This window comes from Pseudomonas sp. NFACC24-1, assembly GCF_900115235.1.
Lineage (GTDB): Bacteria > Pseudomonadota > Gammaproteobacteria > Pseudomonadales > Pseudomonadaceae > Aquipseudomonas > Aquipseudomonas fluorescens_AA.
In genome coordinates, this window is sequence record NZ_FOVS01000005.1 from 229,658 (window position 1) to 253,724 (window position 24,067).

12 protein-coding genes and 1 pseudogene are annotated in these 24,067 nt (G+C 61.9%); 6 read left to right on the forward strand and 7 right to left on the reverse strand.

Annotated features, from left to right (window positions below; genetic code table 11):
- Positions 1-8: 8 nt before the first annotated feature.
- The 3 genes from BM317_RS07635 to BM317_RS07650 form a co-directional block, all read right to left on the reverse strand.
- Positions 9-443: a nuclear transport factor 2 family protein gene (locus BM317_RS07635; RefSeq protein WP_092173000.1), complete on the reverse strand. Its 435-nt coding sequence runs from the start codon at positions 441-443 to the stop codon at positions 9-11.
- 838 nt (positions 444-1,281) lie between these two features.
- The gene (locus tag BM317_RS29950; protein ID WP_139197917.1) at positions 1,282-1,494 is read right to left on the reverse strand and encodes a hypothetical protein; all 213 of its coding nucleotides are present in this window, start codon (positions 1,492-1,494) and stop codon (positions 1,282-1,284) included.
- 228 nt (positions 1,495-1,722) lie between these two features.
- Positions 1,723-2,619 carry a LysR family transcriptional regulator gene (locus tag BM317_RS07650; RefSeq protein ID WP_092473775.1) on the reverse strand — a complete coding sequence of 299 codons (897 nt, stop codon included), beginning with the start codon at positions 2,617-2,619 and terminating at the stop codon, positions 1,723-1,725.
- 90 nt (positions 2,620-2,709) lie between these two features.
- On the opposite strand from BM317_RS07650, the gene BM317_RS07655 reads away from it, so the two are divergent.
- From BM317_RS07655 to BM317_RS07665, 3 genes are all read left to right on the forward strand, one after another.
- Positions 2,710-4,125 (forward strand): MFS transporter, encoded by a 1,416-nt coding sequence (locus BM317_RS07655; RefSeq protein WP_092473777.1) that lies wholly within the window; start codon positions 2,710-2,712, stop codon positions 4,123-4,125.
- On the forward strand, positions 4,122-5,396 hold the full coding sequence (locus BM317_RS07660) for a glucarate dehydratase family protein (RefSeq protein WP_092173012.1): 1,275 nt from the start codon (positions 4,122-4,124) through the stop codon (positions 5,394-5,396). Before BM317_RS07655 ends, BM317_RS07660 begins: the two co-directional genes overlap by 4 nt.
- A 413-nt stretch (positions 5,397-5,809) precedes the next feature.
- The gene (locus BM317_RS07665; protein ID WP_060742065.1) at positions 5,810-6,994 is read left to right on the forward strand and encodes a porin; all 1,185 of its coding nucleotides are present in this window, start codon (positions 5,810-5,812) and stop codon (positions 6,992-6,994) included.
- 290 nt (positions 6,995-7,284) lie between these two features.
- Here BM317_RS07665 and BM317_RS07670 read toward each other — a convergent pair.
- The 4 genes and pseudogenes from BM317_RS07670 to syrB1 form a co-directional block, all read right to left on the reverse strand.
- Positions 7,285-7,752, reverse strand: a pseudogene (locus tag BM317_RS07670) (cytochrome D1 domain-containing protein); the annotation flags it as partial.
- 265 nt (positions 7,753-8,017) lie between these two features.
- On the reverse strand, positions 8,018-9,229 hold the full coding sequence (locus BM317_RS07675) for an alpha/beta fold hydrolase (protein WP_092173018.1): 1,212 nt from the start codon (positions 9,227-9,229) through the stop codon (positions 8,018-8,020).
- A gap of 60 nt (positions 9,230-9,289) precedes the next feature.
- Positions 9,290-10,225, reverse strand: a complete 936-nt coding sequence (gene syrB2 / locus BM317_RS07680; RefSeq protein WP_072412274.1) for a syringomycin E biosynthesis L-threonyl-[L-threonyl-carrier protein] 4-chlorinase SyrB2 — start codon at positions 10,223-10,225, stop codon at positions 9,290-9,292.
- Between the two features lie 17 nt (positions 10,226-10,242).
- Complete coding sequence (syrB1, locus tag BM317_RS07685) at positions 10,243-12,090, reverse strand: syringomycin E biosynthesis L-threonine--[L-threonyl-carrier protein] ligase SyrB1 (protein ID WP_092473779.1); 1,848 nt, start codon at positions 12,088-12,090, stop codon at positions 10,243-10,245.
- 339 nt (positions 12,091-12,429) lie between these two features.
- On the opposite strand from syrB1, the gene BM317_RS07690 reads away from it, so the two are divergent.
- The 3 genes from BM317_RS07690 to BM317_RS07700 form a co-directional block, all read left to right on the forward strand.
- Positions 12,430-13,491 (forward strand): TauD/TfdA family dioxygenase, encoded by a 1,062-nt coding sequence (locus tag BM317_RS07690; protein WP_092473781.1) that lies wholly within the window; start codon positions 12,430-12,432, stop codon positions 13,489-13,491.
- 34 nt (positions 13,492-13,525) lie between these two features.
- Entirely contained in the window at positions 13,526-15,226 is a 1,701-nt protein-coding gene (locus BM317_RS07695) for a cyclic peptide export ABC transporter (protein ID WP_092173027.1), read from the forward strand.
- A gap of 309 nt (positions 15,227-15,535) precedes the next feature.
- A partial coding sequence (locus BM317_RS07700) for a non-ribosomal peptide synthetase (RefSeq protein ID WP_139236021.1) occupies positions 15,536-24,067 on the forward strand: 8,532 nt, incomplete at its 3' end.

The following is a 24,067-nucleotide window of genomic DNA, read 5'->3' on the forward strand; positions in this document are numbered from 1 at the left end:
GCCAGCGATCAGAACCGAAACGCCTGACGACCGATCAACAGCCACTTGCCATCTTTCTGCTTCTGCCAGATCTGGAAGTTTTCGATTTCCGTTGGCACCACCTCAGTGCCTTTGAGCGCCTGTGCCGAGAAGTGATTGCGCACCAGCGCAGTGTCCCCGGACAAGGTGATCTTCTGGTTCTGCATTTCCAGGGTCTTGAATGCGCTCTTGCCCGTTTCGATGTCGGCGATGAAGGCTTTCTTATCCTGGATGTTGCCGCTGGAGTGCCCGTAGGTGAGGTTCTCGGCGGCCAGGGCCTGGAGTTGGGGGATGTCTTTATGCAGCATGGCCTGGGTCAGGTGGTCGACGGCCCGGGCCACTTCCTGCTCGGCCGCTGACGTGGCAGCCGCTGCGTAGCCGCTGAACAGGCACAGGAAGCTGATGGCAAGTGTGGTCTTCTTCATGGGGGTTCCTTGTTTTTGTTGTATCGGAGAAGGACGAGCGCTCCATGCTCGTCTGTCATCGTACAACCTCAAGAGGAAGCCGGGAATAGCCAATGCGCCGGTTAATTTCTGAAGGAGCCTAATCAGTGGGGACCGCGCCCCCTGTGGCCAGGGGTGCAACAAATCGCCCGCGAACTGCAGACCCAATTGTCCCAGGGTTCGACTTTTCTGCCCCCCGTGCAAGCGGATAGAAAAGGAGTTGATGGCGGCGCTGCGGTGCTCTGGTCTGTCTGTGAGGATGCTCTTGACTACTGGTGTTAAAAACTTATGGTATTGGATATATCTCGCTTGTTTCTGAGATTTCAATCGAGTGCTCTTTAAAATTAAGATCTTTGTAATTAAGTATGCCGGCAGAAACGGATCTAAAATAAAAATTTCTGAACGCTCCATCTTTGCTGTCGATATAAATTTTGTCGTCAGGATGCACGTTCTTGAAGTCATCTTCGGTGTAAATTCTCATGATGGTTTCTCCATTGGTGGGAGATGTTATTCTTTTTGCTGTTTATTGTGAGGCGCATTGTCAGAGCTCACGGTTTTTATATTTTTTTAGCTGTTGCAGAGGGCGATTTATTCCGTTTGGCTGGGCATGCTCCAAAAATGTATTTTCGGCAGCGGTCAGGGTTTTGAGCGGTGACCCGATGCAAGCTGCCCCGGCGTCATCGCTTCCTCCTCGCCACCAACGCCTATATGAACAGCGGGCAGGAGCCTGAAGGACGAGGCCAGGTGCAAGGGGCTCTGAGGCAGTTGAGCCTGGTCTTGCGGCCAGGCTCGTATGCTCTTGATAGGCTTTATCAGAAGTTCAGAAATCAGGTCGAGCGATGGGATAATCGAGCTCGGGAAGTCGAACTTCAGAAAGCTCCGAGAGATCATTTGAGTGTTCCCTGAAATTCATATCCTCATATTTGATTCTCCCTTTTTCAATCGATTTGAAGTAGCCTGAGACATTCGAGCCATTGACACAAATTAATAGCTTGTCGCCGGATTTATAATTTTTAAAGTCGTCTGCAGTCATGCCCATGATCGTGCTCTCCAAGGATGGAAGAGTCTATTGTTTTCGCTGTGCATTGAGGTGGGTACTGTCAGAGTTGACAGTTTTTTATAGTTTTCAAGGGGTGGTGGCTATTTGTATATTCTGTTTGGTTATTTCATGTTCTCGCTTGGTCCCATGCTTCGTGAAGTCAACCGAAAACCAGAAGCCAAATACGGTCCTTGGGCGAGGCGTTACAGCCAGTTTTCGGGTTCACATTCCATCGTGCACCGCCCCACGAATCCCTTCCAGCAACATGGTAAACGCCGGATTGTCGTTGTCCTCGCGCCACACCAGGTGCAACTCGCTCTGCACCCCTTCGCCCAAGTCGATCTCACGGAACACCACCTGCTTGAACACCACGCTGGTGGCGCAACGTGGTACCAGGGCCAGGCCCATGCCGGCGTTGACCAGGGCCAGGATCGTCAGCGACGACCCCAACCATTGCACGAATTGCGGCGCGACCCGGGCCGAGCGCAGCATGCCGGTGAGCAGTTCGTTGAAGGGCGGGTAGGCGGCGTGGGAGTACATCAGGAATGGTTGGCCATCCAGGTCCTGGACGCTGATGACTTCGGCGCTGGCCAACGGATGCCCGGCCGGAACCGCCAGCACGAAGGGTTCGCGCACCAGGCACTCGGTGGCATAGCCGGTTTCCAAAAGCGGTGAGCGGACGATCCCCAGGTCAATGCGCCGTGCCCGCAAGGCTTCGTGCTGCTGGTAGGTGTTCATTTCCGCCAGGACGATCTTGACCTGCGGCTGCTTCAACCGCGCTTCGGCAATCACCTTGGGCAAAAACTCATACACCGCGCTGCCGACGAAGCTGATGGTCACCGAACCGATGTCACCCTGGGCGAAACGCCGGGCCGCCACGGCGGCTTGTTGCGCCTGTTCCAACAGGTTCTGCGCTTCGATGAAAAACGCCCGGCCGGCGGCGGTGAGTGCCACGCTGCGGGTGCTGCGGGTGAACAGTTCGACGCCCAGGTGATGTTCCAGCAATTGGATCTGCCGGCTCAACGGTGGCTGGGTCATGTTCAGGCGTTCGGCGGCGCGACGGAAGTTGAGTTCGGTCGCCACGGTGGTGAAGCAACGCAACTGGGCCAATTCAAACATTGATTCAATCCAGGTATCAATCAAGTGCCAAGTTAGATTAGACGGGAACAATCCACCGCGTCCATCATCGTCCCGTTCCCCACAAAAACAATGAATCGGGAGGCACCCTTGAATAACGTAACGGACTCCACCCATGACAGCACCCTGGCGCTCGCGGCGGCCAAGGTCAAACGTCATGTACTGCCGTTGGTGGTGGTGATGTTCATCGTCAACTACATCGACCGGGTCAACATCGGCTTCGTGCGCAGCCATATGGAAACCGACCTGGGCATCGGCGCTGCCGCCTATGGGCTCGGCGCCGGGTTGTTCTTCGTCGGCTACGCGCTGTTCGAAGTCCCGTCCAACATGCTGTTGCAACGCTACGGCGCCAGGGCCTGGCTGACGCGCATCATGTTCACCTGGGGCGCGGCGGCGATGGCCATGGCCTTTGTGCAAGGTGAAACCAGCTTCTATGTGCTGCGCTTCATTCTTGGCGCCGCGGAGGCGGGCTTCTTTCCCGGCATCATCTACTACTTCACCCAGTGGCTGCCCGCCAACGAGCGCGGCAAGGCGATGGCGATCTTCCTCAGCGGTTCGGCCATCGCCTCGGTGATTTCCGGCCCGGTGTCCGGCGCCTTGCTGCACATCAGCGGGATGGGCCTGCATGGCTGGCAATGGATGTTCCTGATCGAAGGTTTTGCCTCCATCGTGCTGTGCGGGTTTGTCTGGTTCTGGCTGCAATCGCACCCGAGCCAGGCCAAATGGCTGACCGCTGAAGAGAAAGCCGTATTGATCGCCGCCATCGCCGAAGAGCAGCGGGCCCGGGAAGCCGCGCAAGTGATCAAGCCGTCGATGTTCAAGTTGCTGGCCGACCGACAGATCGCGCTGTTCTGCTTCATCTATTTCTCCATCGCCCTGACCATCTACGGTGCCACGTTCTGGCTACCGAGCATGATCAAGAAAATGGGGAGCCTGGGGGACTTCCAGGTCGGTTTGCTCAATTCCATTCCGTGGATCATTTCCATCGTCGCGATGTACGGCTTTGCCGCCCTGGCCGGCAAATGGAAATTCCAGCAGGCGTGGGTCGCGGTGACGCTGGTGATCGCTGCGTTCGGCATGTTCATGTCCACCACCGGCGGGCCGATCTTCGCCTTCGTGGCGATCTGTTTCGCGGCCATCGGTTTCAAGGCGGCCTCGGCGTTGTTCTGGCCGATTCCCCAGGGTTACCTGGATGCGCGCATCGCGGCGGCGGTGATCGCCCTGATCAACTCCATCGGCAACCTCGGCGGCTTCGTCGCGCCCACGGCTTTCGGTTTCCTGGAGCAGACCACTGGGTCCATCGAGGGCGGCTTGTATGGGCTGGCCGCCACCTCGCTTGTCGCCGCCGTGGTGATCTTTTTCGCCCGCACCACGCCGAAGCGCGATACCCCGAACTCACTGTCCGGCCGGCCCGAAACCGTTGCCGAAGCCAATCAGCCGGAAAAAAACCAAGCCTTGAACCCTGGCCCATCGGGAGCCGCTGTATGAAGATCAAACGCGTCACCGTGACACCCATCGCTTTTCGCGATCCACCTTTGCTCAACGCCAGCGGTATCCATGAGCCGTTCGCGCTGCGCTCGATCATCGAGATCGAGAGCGACAACGGTTACATCGGCCTGGGGGAGAGCTACGGCGATGCCCCGGCCCTGGCGATCCAGCAGCAGTTGCAGAGCCAGTTGATCGGCCTGGACCCGTTCAACCTCAACCAGTTGCGGGCCATCGTCCAGGCGACCGTCGCCGCGCAGAAACCGGCCAGCGTTGCCGGTGCCGAACTGGCACCGGGTTCCCATGCGAGCAAGGCGGTGAGCAATGCCTACTCGGCGTTCGAAGTGGCCTGCCTGGATTTGCAGGCCCACTACTTGAACGTGCCACTGGTGGACCTGCTGGGCGGCGCGATTCGCGACGAGGTCCCGTTCAGTGCCTACCTGTTTTTCAAGTACGCCGAGCACATCGATTCGCCGTACCCGCCCGACAGTTGGGGCGAGGCGCTCAACGAACAGCAGATCGTCGCCCAGGCCCGGCGGATGATCCAGGACTATGGCTTCAAGAGCATCAAGCTCAAGGCCGGCGCCCTCGATCCGGAACATGAAGTGGCGTGCATCAAGGCACTGAAACAGGCCTTTCCCGGCTACCCGTTGCGCATCGATCCCAATGCCAACTGGTCCCTGGAGACTTCGATTCGCATGGCCGAGCTGCTGGGGGATGACCTGCAGTATTACGAAGATCCGACGCCAGGGCTGGAAGGCATGGCCGAACTGCACAAGCGCACGGGGCTGCCGCTGGCGACCAATATGGTGGTCACCGATTTCGATGAGTTCCGCCGCAGCGTGGCCCTGGACAGCGTGCAGATCGTCTTGGCCGACCACCATTACTGGGGTGGTCTGCGGGACACCCAGGCCCTGGCGAAAATGTGCAGCACCTTCGGCCTGGGCGTATCGATGCATTCGAACTCGCACCTGGGCATCAGCCTCATGGCCATGGCCCACGTGGCGGCCGCGGTGCCGAACCTGGACTACGCCTGCGACACCCATTACCCGTGGCAGGAGCCGGATGAAGAAGTGATCAAGGGCGGCAAACTGCCGATTGTCGACGGCTGCGTGAAGATCACCCGGGCGCCGGGCCTTGGCTTGGAATTGGACCGGGATCAATTGGGCAAGCTCCATGACCAGTTCCTCAGTTGCGGCATCCGCCAGCGCGACGATGTGCGGCAGATGCAGCGCTACCGGCCGGAGTGGAAGACCGTCAAGCCGAGGTTCTGAGCTGATAGCGAGGGGGCCTGCTGCGCAGGCCAGCGGGAGCAAGCTCCTGTGGCGAGGGGATTTATCCCCGTTGGGCTGCGCAGCTGCCCCCTGGATCTGTCAGGCAGGTTTTAGGGCCGCTTCGCGCCCCAACGGGGATAAATCCCCTCGCCACAAGGTCAGTGGTATTTAGCTCCGACCCTACATCCTCCCAGCCCACCCAGCGGCCCACACCCAAAGTATCGCACCCGTCGGCAAGGCAGTCTTACACCCAAGCTGTCGCGCCCCTCGACCTCGCCGTCTTACACCCAAACTGCCGCGCCGGGCCGGCGCTTCCAAAGCATTCGCCAATTGCCTCCAAGGCAGCGTATGACGCGCCCTGGCACCTTTCGATAATCGCCTCCGACATCCCGTCCCCTGTTGCGGAGCGCGCCATGCACAACAATAAAAATACCTGCCTGCGTTTTTTGCCTGCGGTCATCGCCGGTCTTTCCAGCCTGGGCCTGACGTCTTGGGCCAACGCTGAAATCATGCTGTATGACAAGGACCAGACCACCTTTTCCACCGACGGCTACATCAACGCCTTTTACGTCAACAGCGATGTGGACCGCGCGGGTGAGCAGTACGACCGTCGGCAGGCGCGGGTCAAGATGGGCTTTTTGCCCAACTACCTGGGTTTCAACATGGGCAAGCAGGTCGATGACCTCAAGCTCGGCGCCCGGGCTTCGTTCTGGGTGACCATCAACGACAGTGAAACCAATGGCACCGACACCGCCATCGACGTGCGCCAGTTCTACGGCACCGTGGCCAATCCGGAGTGGGGCGAAGTGCTGATCGGCAAGGACTTCGGCCTGTTTGCCCGCTCCAATATCCTGCTGGACGAACTGCTCGCCGGTTATGGTCAGGTCAGCGACACCCTGGGGCTGGTGGACGGCGGTGGCGTCTCGTTCGGTAACATCGGCAGCGGTTACCCGTACCCGTTCCCGACTTCGCAGATCACTTATCGCACGCCGGTGATGGACGGGCTGCGGGTGGCGGTGGGGATCATGGACCCGGTGGACACCAACGACAACAGCGCTACCGGCAAGGCCTATCAGGAAAACCCGCGCACCGAGAGCGAGATCACCTACCAGTTCGACCTGGGCGGGGCGAAGATCTACAGCTGGCTCAACGGCAGCTACCAGACCTCGGACAACACCGACTCCACCGTCGAGTCGGTAACTTCCAAAGGCCTGGGGTATGGCGTGCAGGCGAAGATGGGGGGGTTGTCGCTCACCGGCTCGGGGTTCCAGGCCAAGGGCATCAACCCGTTCTTCACCAACAACGCCGGTGAAGCCACCCTGCGCAATGTCGACAGCAAGGGCTACCTGTTGCAGGGCTCGTACAAGCTGGGCAAGAACCGCCTGGCGCTGTCCTACGGCAAGACCGATGACGACGGCAACGGCGTGGTAGGCAGTGGCGCCGATTACGAAACCCGGGGCATCGCGCTGTTCCATGACATCAACGACAACCTCAAGCTCGTGGCCGAGTACAACCAGTTCGAAATCAACGGCCACGACACCAGTGCCCAGAACGAAGACACCGATACCTTCGCGGTGGGGGCGGTGCTTACCTGGTAAGGGTGACCCCCTTCAGCCGAGGCGTGTCAGGTCGGCTTTTGGGGCTGCTGCGCAGCCCAGCGGGAGCAAGCTCCTGTGGCGAGGGGATTTATCCCCGTTGGGCTGCGCAGCAGCCGCTATAAGCTTCTCATTTGATCAGACTGATACACCGGGTTGCCCGGTCTGAGGGCTGCTGCGCAGCCCAACGGGGATAAATCCCCTCGCCACAATAGGCATTCCAACTGGACACCGTCGCAGTCTTTTGTGGCGGGGAAGTTTGCTCCCGGGGGCTGCGCATCAGCCCCCTTTTTTCAGTGGGATGTCCCCTCGGCGAACTCGATCTTGTTGCCGACGTTGTACTTGCCCGAAGGCTTGTTCATGGGCAGGCGCTTGATTTCCTCCAGGGTGTCGCTGTCGTAGACGATCAGCGCGCCATTGGTGTCCCAGATACTCAGCAGCAAGTAGCGCCCGTCGCGGGTGAACTCGACGTGGGCGGCGGTCTTGCCGGGCATGGGTCGCAGGGTGTGGGCGATTTCCAGGGTCTGTTTGTCGATCAGGTGGATGGCGTCGTTGTCGGGGCCGAAGAACACATCGGTCCAGGCGTAGCGAGAGTTGGCATGGCTGCGCAGGAAGAAACCCGGCCCCAGGGTGGGGATCTGCTTGATGACTTTCCAGGTGTCGAAGTCGATCACCGAGATCAGCCCCTTGCTGATGTTGGGCGTGGCAAACACCCAGTGTCCATCGCGTTTCCAATAGGTTCCCGAGCCCAGATGCGGCATGACTTCAACCCGGGTGGGGAGGTGCAGATTGTGCGATTCATGAATATGAGCGGGGGTTAAGGGCTTGCGCGGAATTTTCCACGGTCTGTACTGCGGCTAACAGTCAGAATCGAGCCTTGTCCCTCCTCCTCCCTTCAAGACCTACCACACAAGCTGAGCTTGCTCGTGATGACGTCGGCACATTCAATCCCGATGCAAGCTGAACCGCCGCTATCGCGAGCAAGTTCAGCTCCCATGGGTTTTGCCCAGCGCCCTATCCGGTAAGTCAGACCACCGTCGATTCGAGGGTCGATTCCAGGAAGCGGAAGGCGGTGTGTTTCGAGCGATGGGTCGACTCGAAGAACGCCAGGTGGCTGCCATCACGCTCGACATGCAGCAAGGCGTCATTGATGGACTCGGCAATGTGCTTGGAACCACCAATGTGGGTGGTTTCATCGGAGTCGCCGGCGACGACCAGGGTGGGCGCCGTGATCTGCTCCAGCCGCGACTTCAACTCAGTCTTGTTCAGCGCATCGTTGAGTCGCGCATAGCGATAGAACAGCTCTTCGTTGACATAAGGGTAGAGCGCCGCATGGGCGATGGAGTCAGGAATGGTCGCCAGGGTCGCCTGGTCCAGAAACAACGCCTGCAGGTCGCTGGCTTCGTTGCGGTCCACGGCGGCCGATTCCATCAGCCACTCGAAGTTCTGCTGGTGGGTGGTGCGCAGGCTGTCGTCGCCCAGGTTGTAATCGCCGTGCCACAGGCTCAGGGAATTGACCCGGTCGGTGTGGATGGCAGCCGCGCTGAGGGCGATCACCGCGCCACCGCAGATACCCATCAAGTGCGCGCTTTGCAGGCCATAGTGGTTCATCACATTGATCAGGTCACCCACCTGGGCGTCGGTGTCCACGGACAACTGATCGAAGGAGGTGCAGGAACCGAACAGCCCGCGGGTTTCCCAGGTGACCACGAAAAACCTTTCACTCAGCGCATTGAACCAGTCGCGACACAAGTCGAACGGCATGCCGCAGGGCAGGGCGAGGACGATGGCCGGGCGGTTTCGATCGGTGCTGGCATGCACCGACAACGCCACGTTGTCGCGGGTAATCAGGTGCAGTGTCTCGACCTCGGGCACGGCCCCGCTGAAATCGAAGTGTCTGACCAAGCGCCCGAAGTCCTTGGCACTGTCGACATCGTCGAAGTGGCCATAGGTAAACTCGAGCGCCTGGCAGATTTTCTTGCTGATGAACATCTCGAAAGACGACAGCTGCGCCTCGCCGTCATGCACGTACTGCACGGCTTTGACGCCGATCCTGGCGAACGCGGCGCTGACCGCGCGTTCCGTGGCTCTCACGCTGGAGGAAGCCTGGTCGGGCGCCACGTCACTGCCCTGGGCCAAAAAGCTCAGGCAGATAGGATCGGGCAAATGGATGGCAAGGTGCCTAAGCATCCTTACGGTCTCACACAGGCGCGTCGCTGCGTCGGTGGAAGTAGTCATGGATTGGGGACTCCTGTCAGGCACGTTGCGCATGCCAACTGTCATATGGCATTGAAAAGATCAGACGGCTTCGAATTTCTTGCCTCGGGTCGTGTGGGTGACAAGGCGATTGTATGCAGGGGTCGTCTCGCCGATGACCTGCACCGCGCCGTACTTTTCAAGGCTGATACGTCCACCGTATTCCTCGATGTGGTCGGAGTCCGGGTAGATCTTCACGAACGACGGTACATAACGCGAGGCGAAGCCCATGCGCATGTCCTGGGACTCGCCGCTGTGGGGATAGGAGGCGTGCATCAGGGTCGACCAGAAAATGATGAACTGGCCGGCTTTCATCTGCATGGGCACGGCGGAGGCTTCGTCGGGCTTCCAGTTTTCGTCGATCTGCAGCTGGCGATAGTCGTAGCCGAAGAAACCGCGCCGCACACCATCCTTGACCACCGAGCTGTTGTTGGCATCGGGATCGTAGGCCATGCGCTTGGTTTCGTCGTAGTTCATGCTGTTCTGGGTGCCGGGAATGAACTGCAGGCAACCGTTGGCGATGTTGGCGTCGGTGAAGGCGGTCCAGACGGTGATGGTGCCACCGAAGTCTTCGTTTTCCGGCCAGAGAATCTGCGGCTTGCCCGAGGCGTTGGCGAAGGTGTCGGCCTGGTGCCAGTCGGTGCCTTCGTCGCCCGGGTATTTAGGGAAAAACTCGGTGCGCCAGCACAGCACGTCCGGGCCGAGGATGCTCTCGACGCGGTCGCAGATCTGCGGACGGCAGATGTGGCTGGCGAGGAATTCGTCGTCCAGGTGGCGATCGTAGTTGGCAATGTTGGTGCCGCCGGAGATCGCATCCAGATCCTGGTAGGCCGCGGCACTGCGGTCGAGCAGGCGCAGGCGGGTGCGCTTCCAGGTCTCTTTCATTTCTTCTGGCGAATAGGCGTCGAACGGTCCGATGAAGCCGTTCTTTTCAAAGGACGCACGTTCTTCCGGGGTCAAGGCGAATTTTTTGCTCATGAGCTTTTCCTTTTCGATCAATGGGCTTGAACAAGGGAGCGCCGGATACAGCCGGCCAACACTTTGGCGGTCGCGCCATCTGCCAGCACACCTGGGTCGAGGTTGACCCGGTAATGGGCCTTGAGCGTACTCAACGAGCGGATCAGGGCCAGCGAGGTGCCGCCGAAATCGAAGAAATCATCGTTCAGGCCGATGTTCTTCAGGCCGATGTCGTCCGACCAGACCTTGAGCACGAACTGCTCCTGTTCGGTGAGGCCCGGTTCGCTGGCGTGGTCCACGGTCGAGGGGGTGGAATCGGGCGAGGGCAGGCGGCTCTTGTCGATCTTGCCGTGGTCAGTGACCGGCAACGCGGCCAGTGGGATGTAGGCCGAGGGGCGCATGTAGTCCGGCAGGTTCGCGGCCACCTGTGCGGCCACTTCGCTGCGCACCTGTTCGGTCCAGGCCGCCACGCCATGGGTCGGCACCACGTAGGTGACCAGGCGCCAGTCGCCATCGCCGTAATCGTGACCGGCCACGTGGGCGGCGGCTACGGCAGGGCTGGCTTGCAGGCACGCCTCGACTTCGCCTGGCTCGATACGGAACCCGCGGATCTTCAGCTGTTCATCGCAACGACCGGCGTAGCGGTACTCACCATCGTCTCCCAGTACCAGCAGGTCGCCGGTGCGATAGGCACGGCTCGAGGTGCCCGGCAACTGGACGAAGCGTTCGGCGTTCAGGGCGGAACGATTCAGGTAGCCCAGGGCGACCCCGGCGCCTTCGATGTACAGCTCACCGGCGTTGCCTTGGGACACCGGTTGTTGATCGGCGTCGAGCAGGTGCAGGCGCCAGCCGTCCAGCGGCGCGCCGATGGAGACCATGGCGGCGCTTTCCAGATCCTGGCCACGCACGCGTTTGAAGGTGGTGTGGACGGTGGCTTCGGTGATGCCGTACATGTTGATCAAGGCCGGCTTCTGATCGCCATGGCGCTCAACCCACGGCCGCAGCACGGTGGCTGGCAGCGCTTCGCCGCCGAACACCACATAGCGCAGGGCCAGTGGCGCAGTGGCACAGCGGTCCGCCTCATCCAGGCCGCGAAACGCCGATGGCGTCTGGCTCAGGACAGTCACGCCCTGGTCGGCCAGCCATTGACGCGTGCCACTTGGCGAGCGCGAAACATCGTAGGGCACCACGGCGACGTGGCCTCCGTGGGCGAGGGCGCCCCAGATTTCCCACACCGAAAAGTCGAAACCGATGGAGTGGAACATCGACCAGACGTCGTTTTCGGTGAAGGCGAACGAGCGCTGGGTACTGTCCAACAGGCGGCTGACGTTACCGTGCGCCACCAATACGCCCTTGGGCTCACCGGTGGAACCGGAGGTATAGATGACATAGGCCGCCGCCTCGTCGGGGTTGCGGCGGTCGTTGGCGGGCAGCGGTTGCAGGGTCGGGCCGGCCAGCAGCTCGGCCAGGGACAGGACGCGTACGGACGCGCTTTGGGGCAGGTCGGCGAGTTCACCGATCATCAGGCCCAGGCCGCTGTCGCGCACGATGTGTTCGACACGTTTACCGGGGTATTGCGGGTCGACCGGGACGTAGGCGCCGCCGGCCTTGAGGATGCCCAGCAGGCTGATGACCAGGTCGACGCCACGTGGCAGGCACATCCCCACCAGCATGCCGTCCTGGACGCCTTCCTGGCGAAGCCTGGCCGCCAGCTGCGACGAAGCCGTGTCGAGTTGTGCGTAGCTCAATGAGCGAGAGGCATCGGACACCGCGGTTCGCTCAGGGAATTCACGGGCCCGGGCGACGAATGTTTCATGCAGGAATGCACCGGGCGTGAGAGGGGCTGGCGCGGGATTGACCGATCCGCCAGTGTTCTTAATCGGCATGACTAACGCTCCTGTTAAATGCCAGGCACAGCGTGTTTGCATGTTGCGCAAACCGATGTGCTCGAGACGTCACTGCGACCCACGGCATCGTTTGCGGTACCTGTGCAATTCGCAGCTGACGCATTTCAGCACCGACTTCGTGTCGGCGTCTGTCGCGGGAAATGGGGACAAGAATCTGCCGCTCCACAAACGGCTCAAGTAGACACCATGACCCCCTCTGTCCCGGTTTGCGGTGCCAGACATCACCGCGGATCAGTGTTTTTATCCTTGCCCGATGGTGGGGCGCATTGGTCCGGCCCTGCGACGTGGATCCGACGATCCGTGGTTCAGGAGTTATTCATGAGTCTTCAAACTGACGCATCGCCCGTCATGCCCGCTGACGGGATGGCGGATTCGCTTGTCTGGCCAGGTCACGGGGCCGGCGAATCGGTCAGGCTGTCATTGCTCGCCGACGGCTTGAGTTTGCCGGTGGTGATCGAACCGATCGAACCGGGGCTGGATCCTTCGTTGTGGGCCAACACCCATCGCGAGGCTATCGAGGCGTTGCTGTGTCGTCACGGCGCGGTGCTGTTTCGTGGTTTTGACCTCGGCTCGGTGCCGGCCTTCGAGGCGTTCGCCGAAGCCTTGTCACCCGGGTTGCACGGCAGCTACGGCGACTTGCCGAAGAAGGAGGGCGGACGCAACGTCTACCGCTCCACGCCGTATCCCGAGCGCGAGATGATCCTGTATCACAACGAGAGCTCGCACCTGGAAAGCTGGCCGCGCAAGCAATGGTTCTATTGCGAGCAGCCGTCACGGGTTGGCGGTGCGACGCCGCTGGCCGACATCCGCCAAGTGCTGCAAAGCCTGCCGCCACAGGTGGTGGCTCGGTTCGAACAAAAAGGCCTGATGTACAGCCGCACCTTTACCGCTGGCGTCGAGCCGAGCTGGGCATCGTTCTTCGGCACCCACGACCGCGCGGCCGTCGAACAGCGATGCCGGGAACAGGGCACCGATTTCGAATGGCTCGACGACGACACCCTGCAGGTGCGCACCCTCTGTCCAGCGGTTATCCAACATCCGGTAACCGGGGAGTGGGCTTTTTTCAACCAGGTACAGCTGCACCATCCGTTCTGTCTCGGCGAGGAAATGCGCGAAGACCTGCTCGATATGTTCGGCGCCGATCGTCTGCCGCGCATGGTCAGTTATGGCGATGGAACGCCGATTGAAGACGACGTCATGGCGTTGCTCGGCGAGGCCTATGAGGCCTGTGCGGTCAGGTTCGCCTGGCGCAAGGGCGATGTGGTGATGCTCGACAACATGTTGGCCGCCCACGCTCGCGATCCTTACGAGGAGCCACGCCTCATCGTTGTGGCGATGGGCGAAATGACCGCCCGGGGCGATGTATGGCGACCGGCGTGAGCCCTTTCGCGACTCCATTGAAGGATAGCAACCCATGAAAGAAGAGAAGAAAGCGAAGAAGCCCAAGGCAGGCTCGGTCATGCGCCTGTTGTGGCGTAACCATCCCTGGCTGACGCTCTTTACGCTGATCTGCGGTGTCATCAGTGGGGTGGCGTCCATCGCGGTGGTGAGTGTGATCAACGACGCTATCCACAATGATGGATCGCGCCTGCAGGCGCTGTACTGGTTCATCGGCCTCAGTGCCACGGCGCTGATCCTGCGCAACGGTGCGGCGCTGTTTCCGGCGTACGCCAGCATGCGGATCATGACGCGCTTGCGCATTGCGCTGTGCCGCAAGATTCTCGCCACGCCACTGGAAGAAGTGGACCGGCGCGGCCCGCCCAATGTGCTGACGATGTTGACCAACGACATCCCGCAGCTGAACACGACGCTGATCGTCATGCCCACGGTGCTGGTAGAAACGACGGTCTTCCTGTTCGGTATCGCCTACCTGGCGTATCTGTCGTGGGTGGTCCTGGCCTTGACGGTTTCGCTGATGATCCTGGGGGTGGGCTTGTACCTGTTCTTCTTCGCCAGCGGCGTGAGGTCCACCAATCGGGTTCGGGACGAGTTCACCGCGTTCAACGAATACACCCATGCCCTGGTGTTCGGCCTCAAGGAGCTGAAGCTCAACGGCATCCGTCGCCGCTGGTTCGGCCGCTCCGCCATCGAGGCGTCTTCGACCCGGGTGGCGCGCTACAACTTCGTCGAGCGCCTGTGGTACACCGCCGCCGATAACGTGGGCCAGTTCACCCTGTCGTTGCTGATTGGTTGCCTGCTGTTCGCCGCGCCGTTGGTCAGCACGGTCGATCCCAAGGTGATGACTGCCAGTGTACTGGCGGTGCTCTACATCATGGGGCCGCTGTCGCTGTTGGTGGGGGCGATGCCGGTGCTGGCGGCAGGCAAGGTCGCCTGTACCCGGCTCGCGGAATTCGGTTTCTCGATCAATGATCCGCATCCTGAACCCGTTGCGGTCGAACCACCGAAGGTGCATCTGCTCGAGCACAAGAAGACCTGGGACAGCATCGAGTTGAAGGGCGTGCGGATGCATTATCAGGATCCGCATGCTGGAAGCGGTTTCTCCCTGGGCCCCATCGACCTGACGGTACAGGCGGGTGAATTGATCTATATCGTTGGCGGCAACGGTTGCGGCAAGAGCACCCTGGCCAAGGTGTTATGCGGGCTCTACATCCCGCAGAGCGGCGAGGTGCTGCTCGACGGCGTGGCGATCACCGACGAGAGCCGCAGTGAATACCGTGATCTGTTTTCCGCGGTGTTCTCGGATTTTCATCTGTTCAATCGCCTCATTGGCCCCGACGAAGAGGATGGCAGCCCGGACCTGGCGAGCAAATACCTGGAAACCCTCGGGTTGGCCGACAAGATCAAGATCGAAGGGCTCGGTTATTCGACCCTGAAGGCGTTGTCCTACGGCCAGCAGAAACGCCTGGCCCTGGTATGTGCCTACATGGAGGACCGGCCGGTGTACGTGCTCGACGAATGGGCGGCCGACCAGGACCCGCCGTTCAAGAAGTTCTTCTACGAAGAACTGCTGCCCGACCTCAAGCGGCGCGGCAAGACGGTGCTGATCATTACCCATGACGACCAGTACTTCCAGCTGGCCGACCGGATCATCAAGCTGGCGGACGGGCACATCGTCTCCGATATCAACTGCGCCATTCGCGACAAGCGCGCCTGAATGGCTGTTCTGACTGCACCGTCCGGCTGGCGATGTTGTCGCGACAACATCCCCGCCAACCCGTGAAAGACGCCTGACATCAACCCGCCCGACAGCAGTGGACCTCCTGCCGGGTGGCGCTGGCTGTCTGCGCGGATCCGCATCATCAACTCCAGGCGTGCCCTGCTGCATTTGTCCCGGGCAGCACTGACAAATATCTGAGAAGGAACGTATGACATTTTTCTTTGCTGTGGGCGTTGTTATCGCAATGGGCCTTTCGGCCAGCCGTCATCCAGAGCCTGTCGGCGTGCAAGTGACAGGAGGCCGCGTATGAACCAGCCCCTGGAGCTTGCTGCGACCTATCCGCTGACGGCGTCCCAGCGGGATATCTGGCTGGACCAGATGACCAAGGGCGATTCGCCCTTGTACACCATGGGTGGCTACGTTCATATCCAGGGTACCGTCGATCCTGAACGTATCCAGCGGGCAGTCGAACTGTTGGTCCGCAAGCACGATGCCTTGCGCACGGTCCTGCACTGCGACGTCGGTGGCGACGGCGTGCCCATGCAGACCTTGGTCGAGTCGCTGGAGGTGCGGGTACCGCTGATTGACCTCTCAACTCGCCCCGAGCCGCAGACTGCGGCCCAGACCTGGGTGCAACATGGGCTGGAAGTGGCATTTGAGCTCGATAAGGGGCCGCTGTTCCGCTTCTACCTGGTCAAGCTCAATGACGCTTCGTTCTATTTCGTCGTCAACTTGCACCACATTATCCAGGACGGCTGGGGCATCAACCTGATGCTCGCTTCCCTCTGTGACCTGTACAACGCGCTGGAGGAAAACCGCGAGCCTGACCTGTCGGCACCGTCCTATGCCGGGTTCATCGAGGATGATGCCCGTTACCACGACTCGGACCGTTTCCAGCGGGACCAGGCCTACTGGCTCGACAAATACCGGGATGTACCGGATCCATTGTTCACCGCCCGTCACCGTGATCGCTACGCCGGGCCCGTGGTGCCCAGCGCCCATGCCATGACGCCGTTCCCACAGGCGCTGAACGAGCGGATCGACGCCCTGGCGCTGACCCATCAGGTTTCGCGTTTCCCGGTGCTGCTGGCGACGTTGTACGTGTACTTTGTCCGTACGACCCAGCGCGACGAGCTGGTGGTGGGCCTGCCGATCCTCAATCGCTCCAATCCGACCTTCAAGCAAACCGTGGGGTTGTTCACCCAGGTCAGTGCCATGCGCTTGAGATTCGCCGATGATCTGTCGTTCGGCGAGCTGATCCAAGAGGTGGCGCGCGCGCTCAAGCAGGACTATCGCTACCAGCGGTTTCCTTTAAGCGACATTCACCGCTCCCTGGAGCTGCGGCGTGACAATCGTGCCCAGCTGTTCGATGTGTCGTTCTCCTACGAGGAAGAGAACTATCTATACCGGTTCGGCGACGCCACGGCCTATTCGGTGAAGAGTTCCAACGGCCAGGAACAGATGCCCCTGGCGATCCATTTCCGGACCAACCCCAACGAAAAAAATGCCTGGGTGCACTGGATCTACAACCAGGCGTTCCTGCAGGCAGATGAAATCGAGGCAATGGCCGAACGCTTCGTCCATGTGCTGGAGCAGGGACTGGGTGACGATACGCTGCCGATCCAGGACTTTGTCCTGCCGACACCGGCTGAAGCCCGCTTGCTCCGGGCCTGGAACGCGAGCGATGCGCAGCGGTACGAGCACGACCGCACGATCCATGGCCTGTTCGAAGCCCGGGCCGCCGCGCAGCCTGGCGCGGTGGCGGTGGTTCATGAAGGTCGGACTCTGACCTACGGCGAGCTGAATACCCGGGCGAACCAGGTCGCCCATCGGCTGCTGGCCCTGGGTGTATTTCCGGATGACCGGGTGGCCATCTGCGTCGAACGCGGCCTGGACATGATCGTTGGCCTGTTAGGTATCCTGAAGTCCGGCGCTGGTTATGTACCGCTGGACCCGGCCTATCCCCTGGACCGCCTGGCCTTCATGCTCGAGGACAGCTCGCCGGTGGCGTTGCTGACCCAAGCGGCGCTGCAAGCCCAGGTGCCTGCGCCGGCTGTCCCGGTGCTGCTGCTCGATCAGCCGGAAGCCGCAGGTTTTACCGAGCAGCCACGGCATGATCCGACTATCGGCACGCTGGCATCCCATCACCTGGCCTACGTGATCTACACCTCGGGCTCGACCGGCTTGCCCAAAGGGGTGATGGTCGAGCACCGCAACGTTGCGCGGCTGTTCTCGGCCACGCACCCTTGGTTCGATTTCGGCCCGCAGGATGTCTGGGCGCTGTTCCATTCCTTCGCCTTCGACTTCTCGGTCTGGGAAATCTGGGGCGCACTGACCCACGGCGGTCGTCTGCTGGTGGTGCCGCAGCTGGTCAGCCGTTCGCCGCAGGACTGCTATGCGTTGTTGTGCGAGGCCGGTGTCACGGTGCTGAACCAGACGCCAAGCGCGTTCCGCCAGTTGATCGCGGCCCAGGGTGAAAGTGACCTGAACCACAGCCTGCGCCAGGTGATCTTCGGTGGCGAGGCCTTGGAAACCGGCATCCTCAAACCGTGGTATGCCCGGGCAGTCAATGCCGATACGCAATTGGTAAACATGTACGGCATCACCGAAACCACGGTGCATGTGACGTATCGTGCGTTGCAAGCGGCCGATGCCCAGTTGATTGGTGTCAGCCCGATCGGTAAGCGCATTCCCGATTTGCGCCTGTACCTGCTGGACAAGTACGGCAAGCCGGTGCCCAAGGGGGTGGAGGGCGAGTTGTACGTAGGGGGCGCCGGTGTGGCGCGAGGCTACCTGAACCGGCCGGAGCTCAACGCAACGCGGTTCCTGCCCGATCCGTTCGACACCGGTGCGAACGCGCGGATGTACCGTACCGGCGACCTCGGTCGCTGGCTGCACAACGGCGAACTGCAGTACCTTGGGCGCAACGATGAGCAGGTGAAAATTCGCGGCTTCCGTATCGAACTGGGTGAAGTCGAAGCGAGGCTGACGGCCTGCGCAAAAGTGCGCGAGGCCGTGGTGATCGCCCGGGAAGACGAGCCGGGGGACAAGCGACTGGTGGCCTATGTGCTTGCCGAAGACGGCGCTTGCGTGTCTGCGGGCGAGTTGCGCAGCGAGCTGCTGGGCTCGCTGGCGGACTACATGGTGCCGAGCGCGTTCGTGATGCTCGAAGCCTTCCCGCTGACCACCAACGGCAAGCTCGACCGCAAGGCGCTGCCGGCTCCCGATTCGCAGGCGTTTGCCCGACGCAGCTATGAAGCGCCGGTGGGCCAGGTGGAAATCACCCTGGCCGCTTTGTGGGTCGAGCTGCTTGGCGTCGAGCAGGTGGGTCGTCACGACCGTTTCTTCGAACTGGGCGGCCACTCGCTGCTGGCGGTCAAACTGATCGAACGCATGCGCCAGTTGGACCTGAACGCTGACGTGGGTGTGCTGTTCGGCCAGCCGACGCTGGAGACCCTGGCCGCTGCCACGAGCACCTGCGGCGCAGTGGTGGTGCCGGAGAATCGGATTCCCCGCGACGTCGAGCGCATTACCCCGGACATGCTGCCCCTGGCGACCCTGACCCAGGACGAAATCGATCGCATTGTCGCAACCGTGCCGGGCGGCGCGGACAATGTGCAGGATATCTACGGCCTGGTGCCGTTGCAGGAAGGCATTCTCTATCACCACCTGGCGACCCGCGAAGGCGATCCATACCTGTTGCAGGCCCTGCTGCGCTTCGGTAATCGCCAGCAGTTGGACGCGTTCGCGCAAGCCTTGCAGGCGGTCATCGCACGGCACGACATCCTGCGCACCTCGGTGGCGTGGGAAGGGCTCGGCGAACCGGTACAGGTGGTTTGGCGCGAGGCGCGCCTGAGGGTCGAAGAGCTGGTCATGGACCCGGCCGAAGGCGATATCGCCGGCCAGTTGCAGGCCCGCTTCGATCCTCGTCACACCCGCTTCGATCTGCGCCAGGCGCCGATGATGCGTATTCACTTCGCCGAAGATGTCGCCAGCGGCAGTTGGGTGGCGGTACTGCTGTTCCATCACTTGATCGATGACGCGACCTCCCTCGGCATGCTGGGCAAGGAAATCGACGCGTACCTGCAAGGTCGTGCGGCGGAGCTGCCGGCGTCGGTGCCTTACCGCAACTATGTGGCTCAGGTCCGCCTGGACAATCATCCCGAGCAACATGAGGCGTTCTTCAGCGAGATGCTCGGCGATGTGGACGAGCCGACGCTGCCGTTCGGCCTGCAGGATGTGCAGGGCGACGGCAGCGGCATCGAAGAGGCGACGCTGTCGCTGGAGGTCGGGCTGGCCCGGCGTCTGCGTGCCCAGGCCCGGCGCCTGGGGGTGAGCACCGCCAGCCTGCACCATTTGGCCTGGGGCCAGGTAGTGGGGCGCTTATCCAGCCGTCAGGACGTGGTGTTCGGCACCGTACTGATGGGTCGGTTGCACAGCGGACAGGAGACCGGACATGCCTTGGGCATGTTCGTCAACACCTTGCCGTTGCGGGTCGAGGCGGGGGACCAGGGGGTGCTGGCCGCGTTGCAGGCGACCCATGGCCGCCTGGCGGCGCTGCTGGGTCACGAACATGCGCCGTTGTCGTTGGCGCAGCGGTGCAGTGGCGTTGCGGCGCCGGCGCCGTTGTTCAGTGCGCTGATGAACTATCGGCAGACCGCCGTGGCGGCACAGGCGAGCGAGGATGCGGACCAGGCAAGAGTCTGGGCCGGTGCGCAAATTCTCGGCGGCGAAGAACGGACCAACTACCCGCTGTCGCTGTCGGTGGATGACCTCGGTGATTCGTTTGGACTGACCGTGCAAGCCGTGGCCGGGATCGGTGCGCAACGGGTTTGCGGCTACGTGCACACCGTGCTCGAAGCATTGGCCGATGCCCTCGACCAGGATGGCAACATCCCACTGCACACGTTGGCCTTTGTCCCCGTCAGCGAACGCCAGCAATTGCTGCACGATTTCAACGCCTTCGATGCGGTGTACCCGTCGGGGCTACTGGTCCATCAGCTGTTCGAGGCCCACGCCGAGGCTCATCCGGAAGCCGTTGCGCTGACGTATCAGGGGCAGAGCCTGAGCTACGGCCAGCTGAATCGGCTGTCCAATCAGATCGCCCATCGCTTGATCGAGTGGGGTATCCGTGCCGACGACCGGGTGGCGATCTGCGTGGAGCGCGGCCTGGAAATGGTGGCGGGCCTGGTGGGTATTCTCAAGGCCGGGGCCGGCTATGTGCCGCTGGATCCTGCTTACCCGGCCGAGCGCCTGGTCTACATGTTGGACGACAGCGCACCGAAGGTGCTGCTGACCCAGCGCAGCCTGCAAGAGCGTTTCCCGGCGTCTGGCGTGCCTGCCTTGCTGCTCGACGGTGAGGATCGTGACGCCGCCGGCATCGACCGGCAACCATCCACCAATCCTGACGCACAGGCGAGCGGCCTGAACCCCGACAGCCTCGCGTATGTCATCTATACCTCGGGCTCTACCGGCCAGCCCAAGGGCGTGGCGATGGCGCACCGCCCCCTGGTCAACCTGATGCAGTGGCAGATCGACCAAGCCGCGCAGCAGGGTCGCGCCGCTGCGCGAACCTTGCAGTTTGCCGCACTCGGCTTCGACGTGGCGTTCCAGGAAGTCTTCAGCACCTTGTGTGCCGGCGGGGAGCTGTCGCTGATCCATGCCGACATCCGCCTGAATTTCCACCGCCTGTTCGAACACATCTGCCAACAGCGCATCGAACGCCTGTACCTGCCGTGCATCGCCCTGCAAGCCCTGGCCGAAGCGGTCGCCGGCGAGCGTGAAGGCACTCGGCTGACCTGCGACTTGAAAGATGTCATCACCGCTGGCGAACAGTTGCGCATCACCCCACAGATCCGTGCATTGTTCGAGCGCCTTGATGGCTGTCGCCTGCACAACCACTATGGGCCGACCGAGTCCCACGTCACCACCGCCCTGACGCTGCCGGACGATGTCGCCGCCTGGCCGACGCTGCCGGCCATCGGGCAGCCGGTGGCCAACACCCGTATCCATTTGCTGGACGCACAGCAGCAACCGGTTCCGGTCGGTGTAGCCGGCGAGATCCACATCGGCGGCATCTGTGTTGCCCGTGGCTACCTGAACCGCGATGACTTGACCGCCGAGCGCTTCGTCCGCGATCCGTTCGCGGCCGATGAACAGGCGCGCCTGTACAAGACCGGTGACCTGGGCCGCTACTTGCCCGATGGTCATATCGAGTACCTGGGACGCAACGACGATCAGATCAAGATCCGTGGTTTCCGTGTCGAGCTGGGTGAGATCGAGTCCCGGCTCTGCCAGCATGGCGAAGTAAAGGAGGCGGTTGTCGTCGCCCGTGAAGACCAGCCCGGCGAGAAACGCCTGGTGGCCTACATCACCGCCCAGGTGGCGGATGCGGCGCCGGAGGCCGATGCACTGCGTGCGCACTTGCAGGCGCTGCTGCCGGACTACATGGTTCCGGCGGCCTACGTGCGCCTGGACAAACTGCCCTTGTCGCCCAACGGCAAACTCGACCGCCGCGCGCTGCCGGCCCCGGAAGCGGACGCCTTCGCCAGCCGTGCATATGAAGCGCCACTGGGCGAGGTGGAGACCACACTGGCAGGGTTGTGGGCTGATGTGCTCGGTGTCGGGCAGGTGGGGCGACACGATCATTTCTTCGAACTGGGCGGGCATTCGCTGCTGGCGGTAAAACTGATCGAACTGATGCGCAAGGCTGGGCTGAGCGCCGATGTGCGGGTGCTGTTCGGTCAGCCTACCTTGGCCGCCCTGGCGGCGGCAGTGGGCGGCCGTACCGAGGTGAGCGTGCCGGCCAACGGTATTGCTGCGGGGTGCGAACGGATCACTCCGTCGATGCTGCCGCTGGTGAGGCTGGACCAGGAAACCCTCGACCGGATCGTCGCCGGTGTGCCGGGCGGTGCCGGCAATGTCCAGGACATCTACCCGCTGGCACCGTTGCAGGAAGGCATTCTCTATCACCACATCGCCGCCGAAGAAGGCGACCCCTACCTGCTGCAAGCCACCTTCGCCATGGACAGCCGTGCTCAACTCGATGGCTTCGTCGCGGCTTTGCAGGCGGTGATCGACCGGCACGATATCCTCAGGACCGCGCTGCTGCACGAAGGCCTCGAGGCGCCATTGCAGGTGGTTCTGCGCCAGAGCCGGTTGACGCTCGAAGAGCAGGCCCTCGACCCGGCCAGGGGCGATATCGCCGCGCAGTTGCAAGGGATGTTCGACCCTCGCCATTGCCGACTGGACCTCGACAAGGCGCCATTGATGCGCCTGGCCTGCGCCTGGGACAGTGTGCACCAGCGCTGGGTCGCGGTTCTGCTGTTTCACCATATCGCCCTGGACCATACCGCCCTGGACGTGATGCAGGAGGAAATGCTGGCGTTCCTCAATGGCGAGGGCGACCGCCTGGAAGCGGCCATGCCTTACCGTAATTACGTGGCGCAAACACTGTTGGGCGTGCCGCGTGAACAACATGAGCGCTTTTTCCGCGACATGCTCGCTGATGTCGACGAGCCGACGCTGCCGTTCGGCCTGCGGGAAGTCCAGGGGGATGGCCGGGGTATCGAAGAGGTCAAGCTGAACCTCGATCCGGATCTTTGCCGGCGTCTGCGGCAGCAGGCGCGCCAACTGGGCGTGAGCGCGGCAGCCTTGCATCACCTGGCGTGGGCAAGGGTACTGGGGCGCGTGTCCGGCCGCGAGGACGTGGTCTTCGGCACCGTACTGCTGGGGCGCATGCAGAGCGGCGAGGGCGCGGATCGCGCCCTGGGCATGTTCATCAATACCCTGCCGTTGCGGGTGAACGTGGGCGGGCAGGACGTACGCACCGGGGTCAAGGCGACCCATGCCCGCCTGACGGCCCTGTTGGGCCACGAACACGCCTCGCTGGCATTGGCCCAGCGTTGCAGTGGCGTGCCGGCTTCGCTACCTCTGTTCAGTGCGTTGCTGAACTACCGGCACAGCCCGCTCCAGGACGGCGACAGTGTCGACCGCTGGGCGGGTACGCAGGTGTTGGAGGTCATGGAACGGACCAACTATCCGTGCATGTTGTCGGTGGACGATCAGGGCGAAGGCTTCCTGCTGAGCGTGCAAACGGCCGGCGAGGTTGATGCCCGTCAGGTCGGTGCCTACATGCAGACGGCCCTGGCGAGCCTGGTGGATGCATTGGAGCGTGCGCCGGGATCCGCGATCAACGATCTGGAAATCCTGTCTGAACACGAGCGCTGGCAGGTGTTGCAGGGCTTCAACGGCACCGCCGCTCATTTCCCTCTCGAGCAGACCATTCACGGACTGTTCGAGGATCAGGTGCAGCACACGCCGAATGCACTGGCGGTGCTGCATGGCGGTCAGCGCCTGACTTATGCTGAATTGAACGAACAGGCCAACCGGCTGGCGCATTACCTGCGTGGGCAAGGCGTGCGGCCGGATTCGCGGGTGGCGATCTGTGTCGAGCGCGGCAGCGACATGGTCGTGGGCCTGCTGGCGATCTTGAAGGCGGGCGGCGGTTATGTGCCGCTGGATCCGGCGTATCCGGCGGATCGGATTGCCTACATGCTGCAAGACAGTGCGCCGGCGGTGGTGCTGGCCCAATCGGCAACGGTTGGGTTGTTGGCCGGTGTTTCGATGCCGGTGATCGATCTCGGTAGCGGGCTCTGGCAGGACGAGTCCGTCTCGAATCCAGAGGTTGCCGGGCTGACCTCGGCGCATCTGGCCTATGTGATCTACACCTCGGGTTCGACCGGCCTGCCGAAAGGCGTGATGATCGAGCATCGCAACACGGTGAACTTCCTCACCTGGGCTCATAGCGCCTTTGACGCTGAAACCCTGTCGAAAACC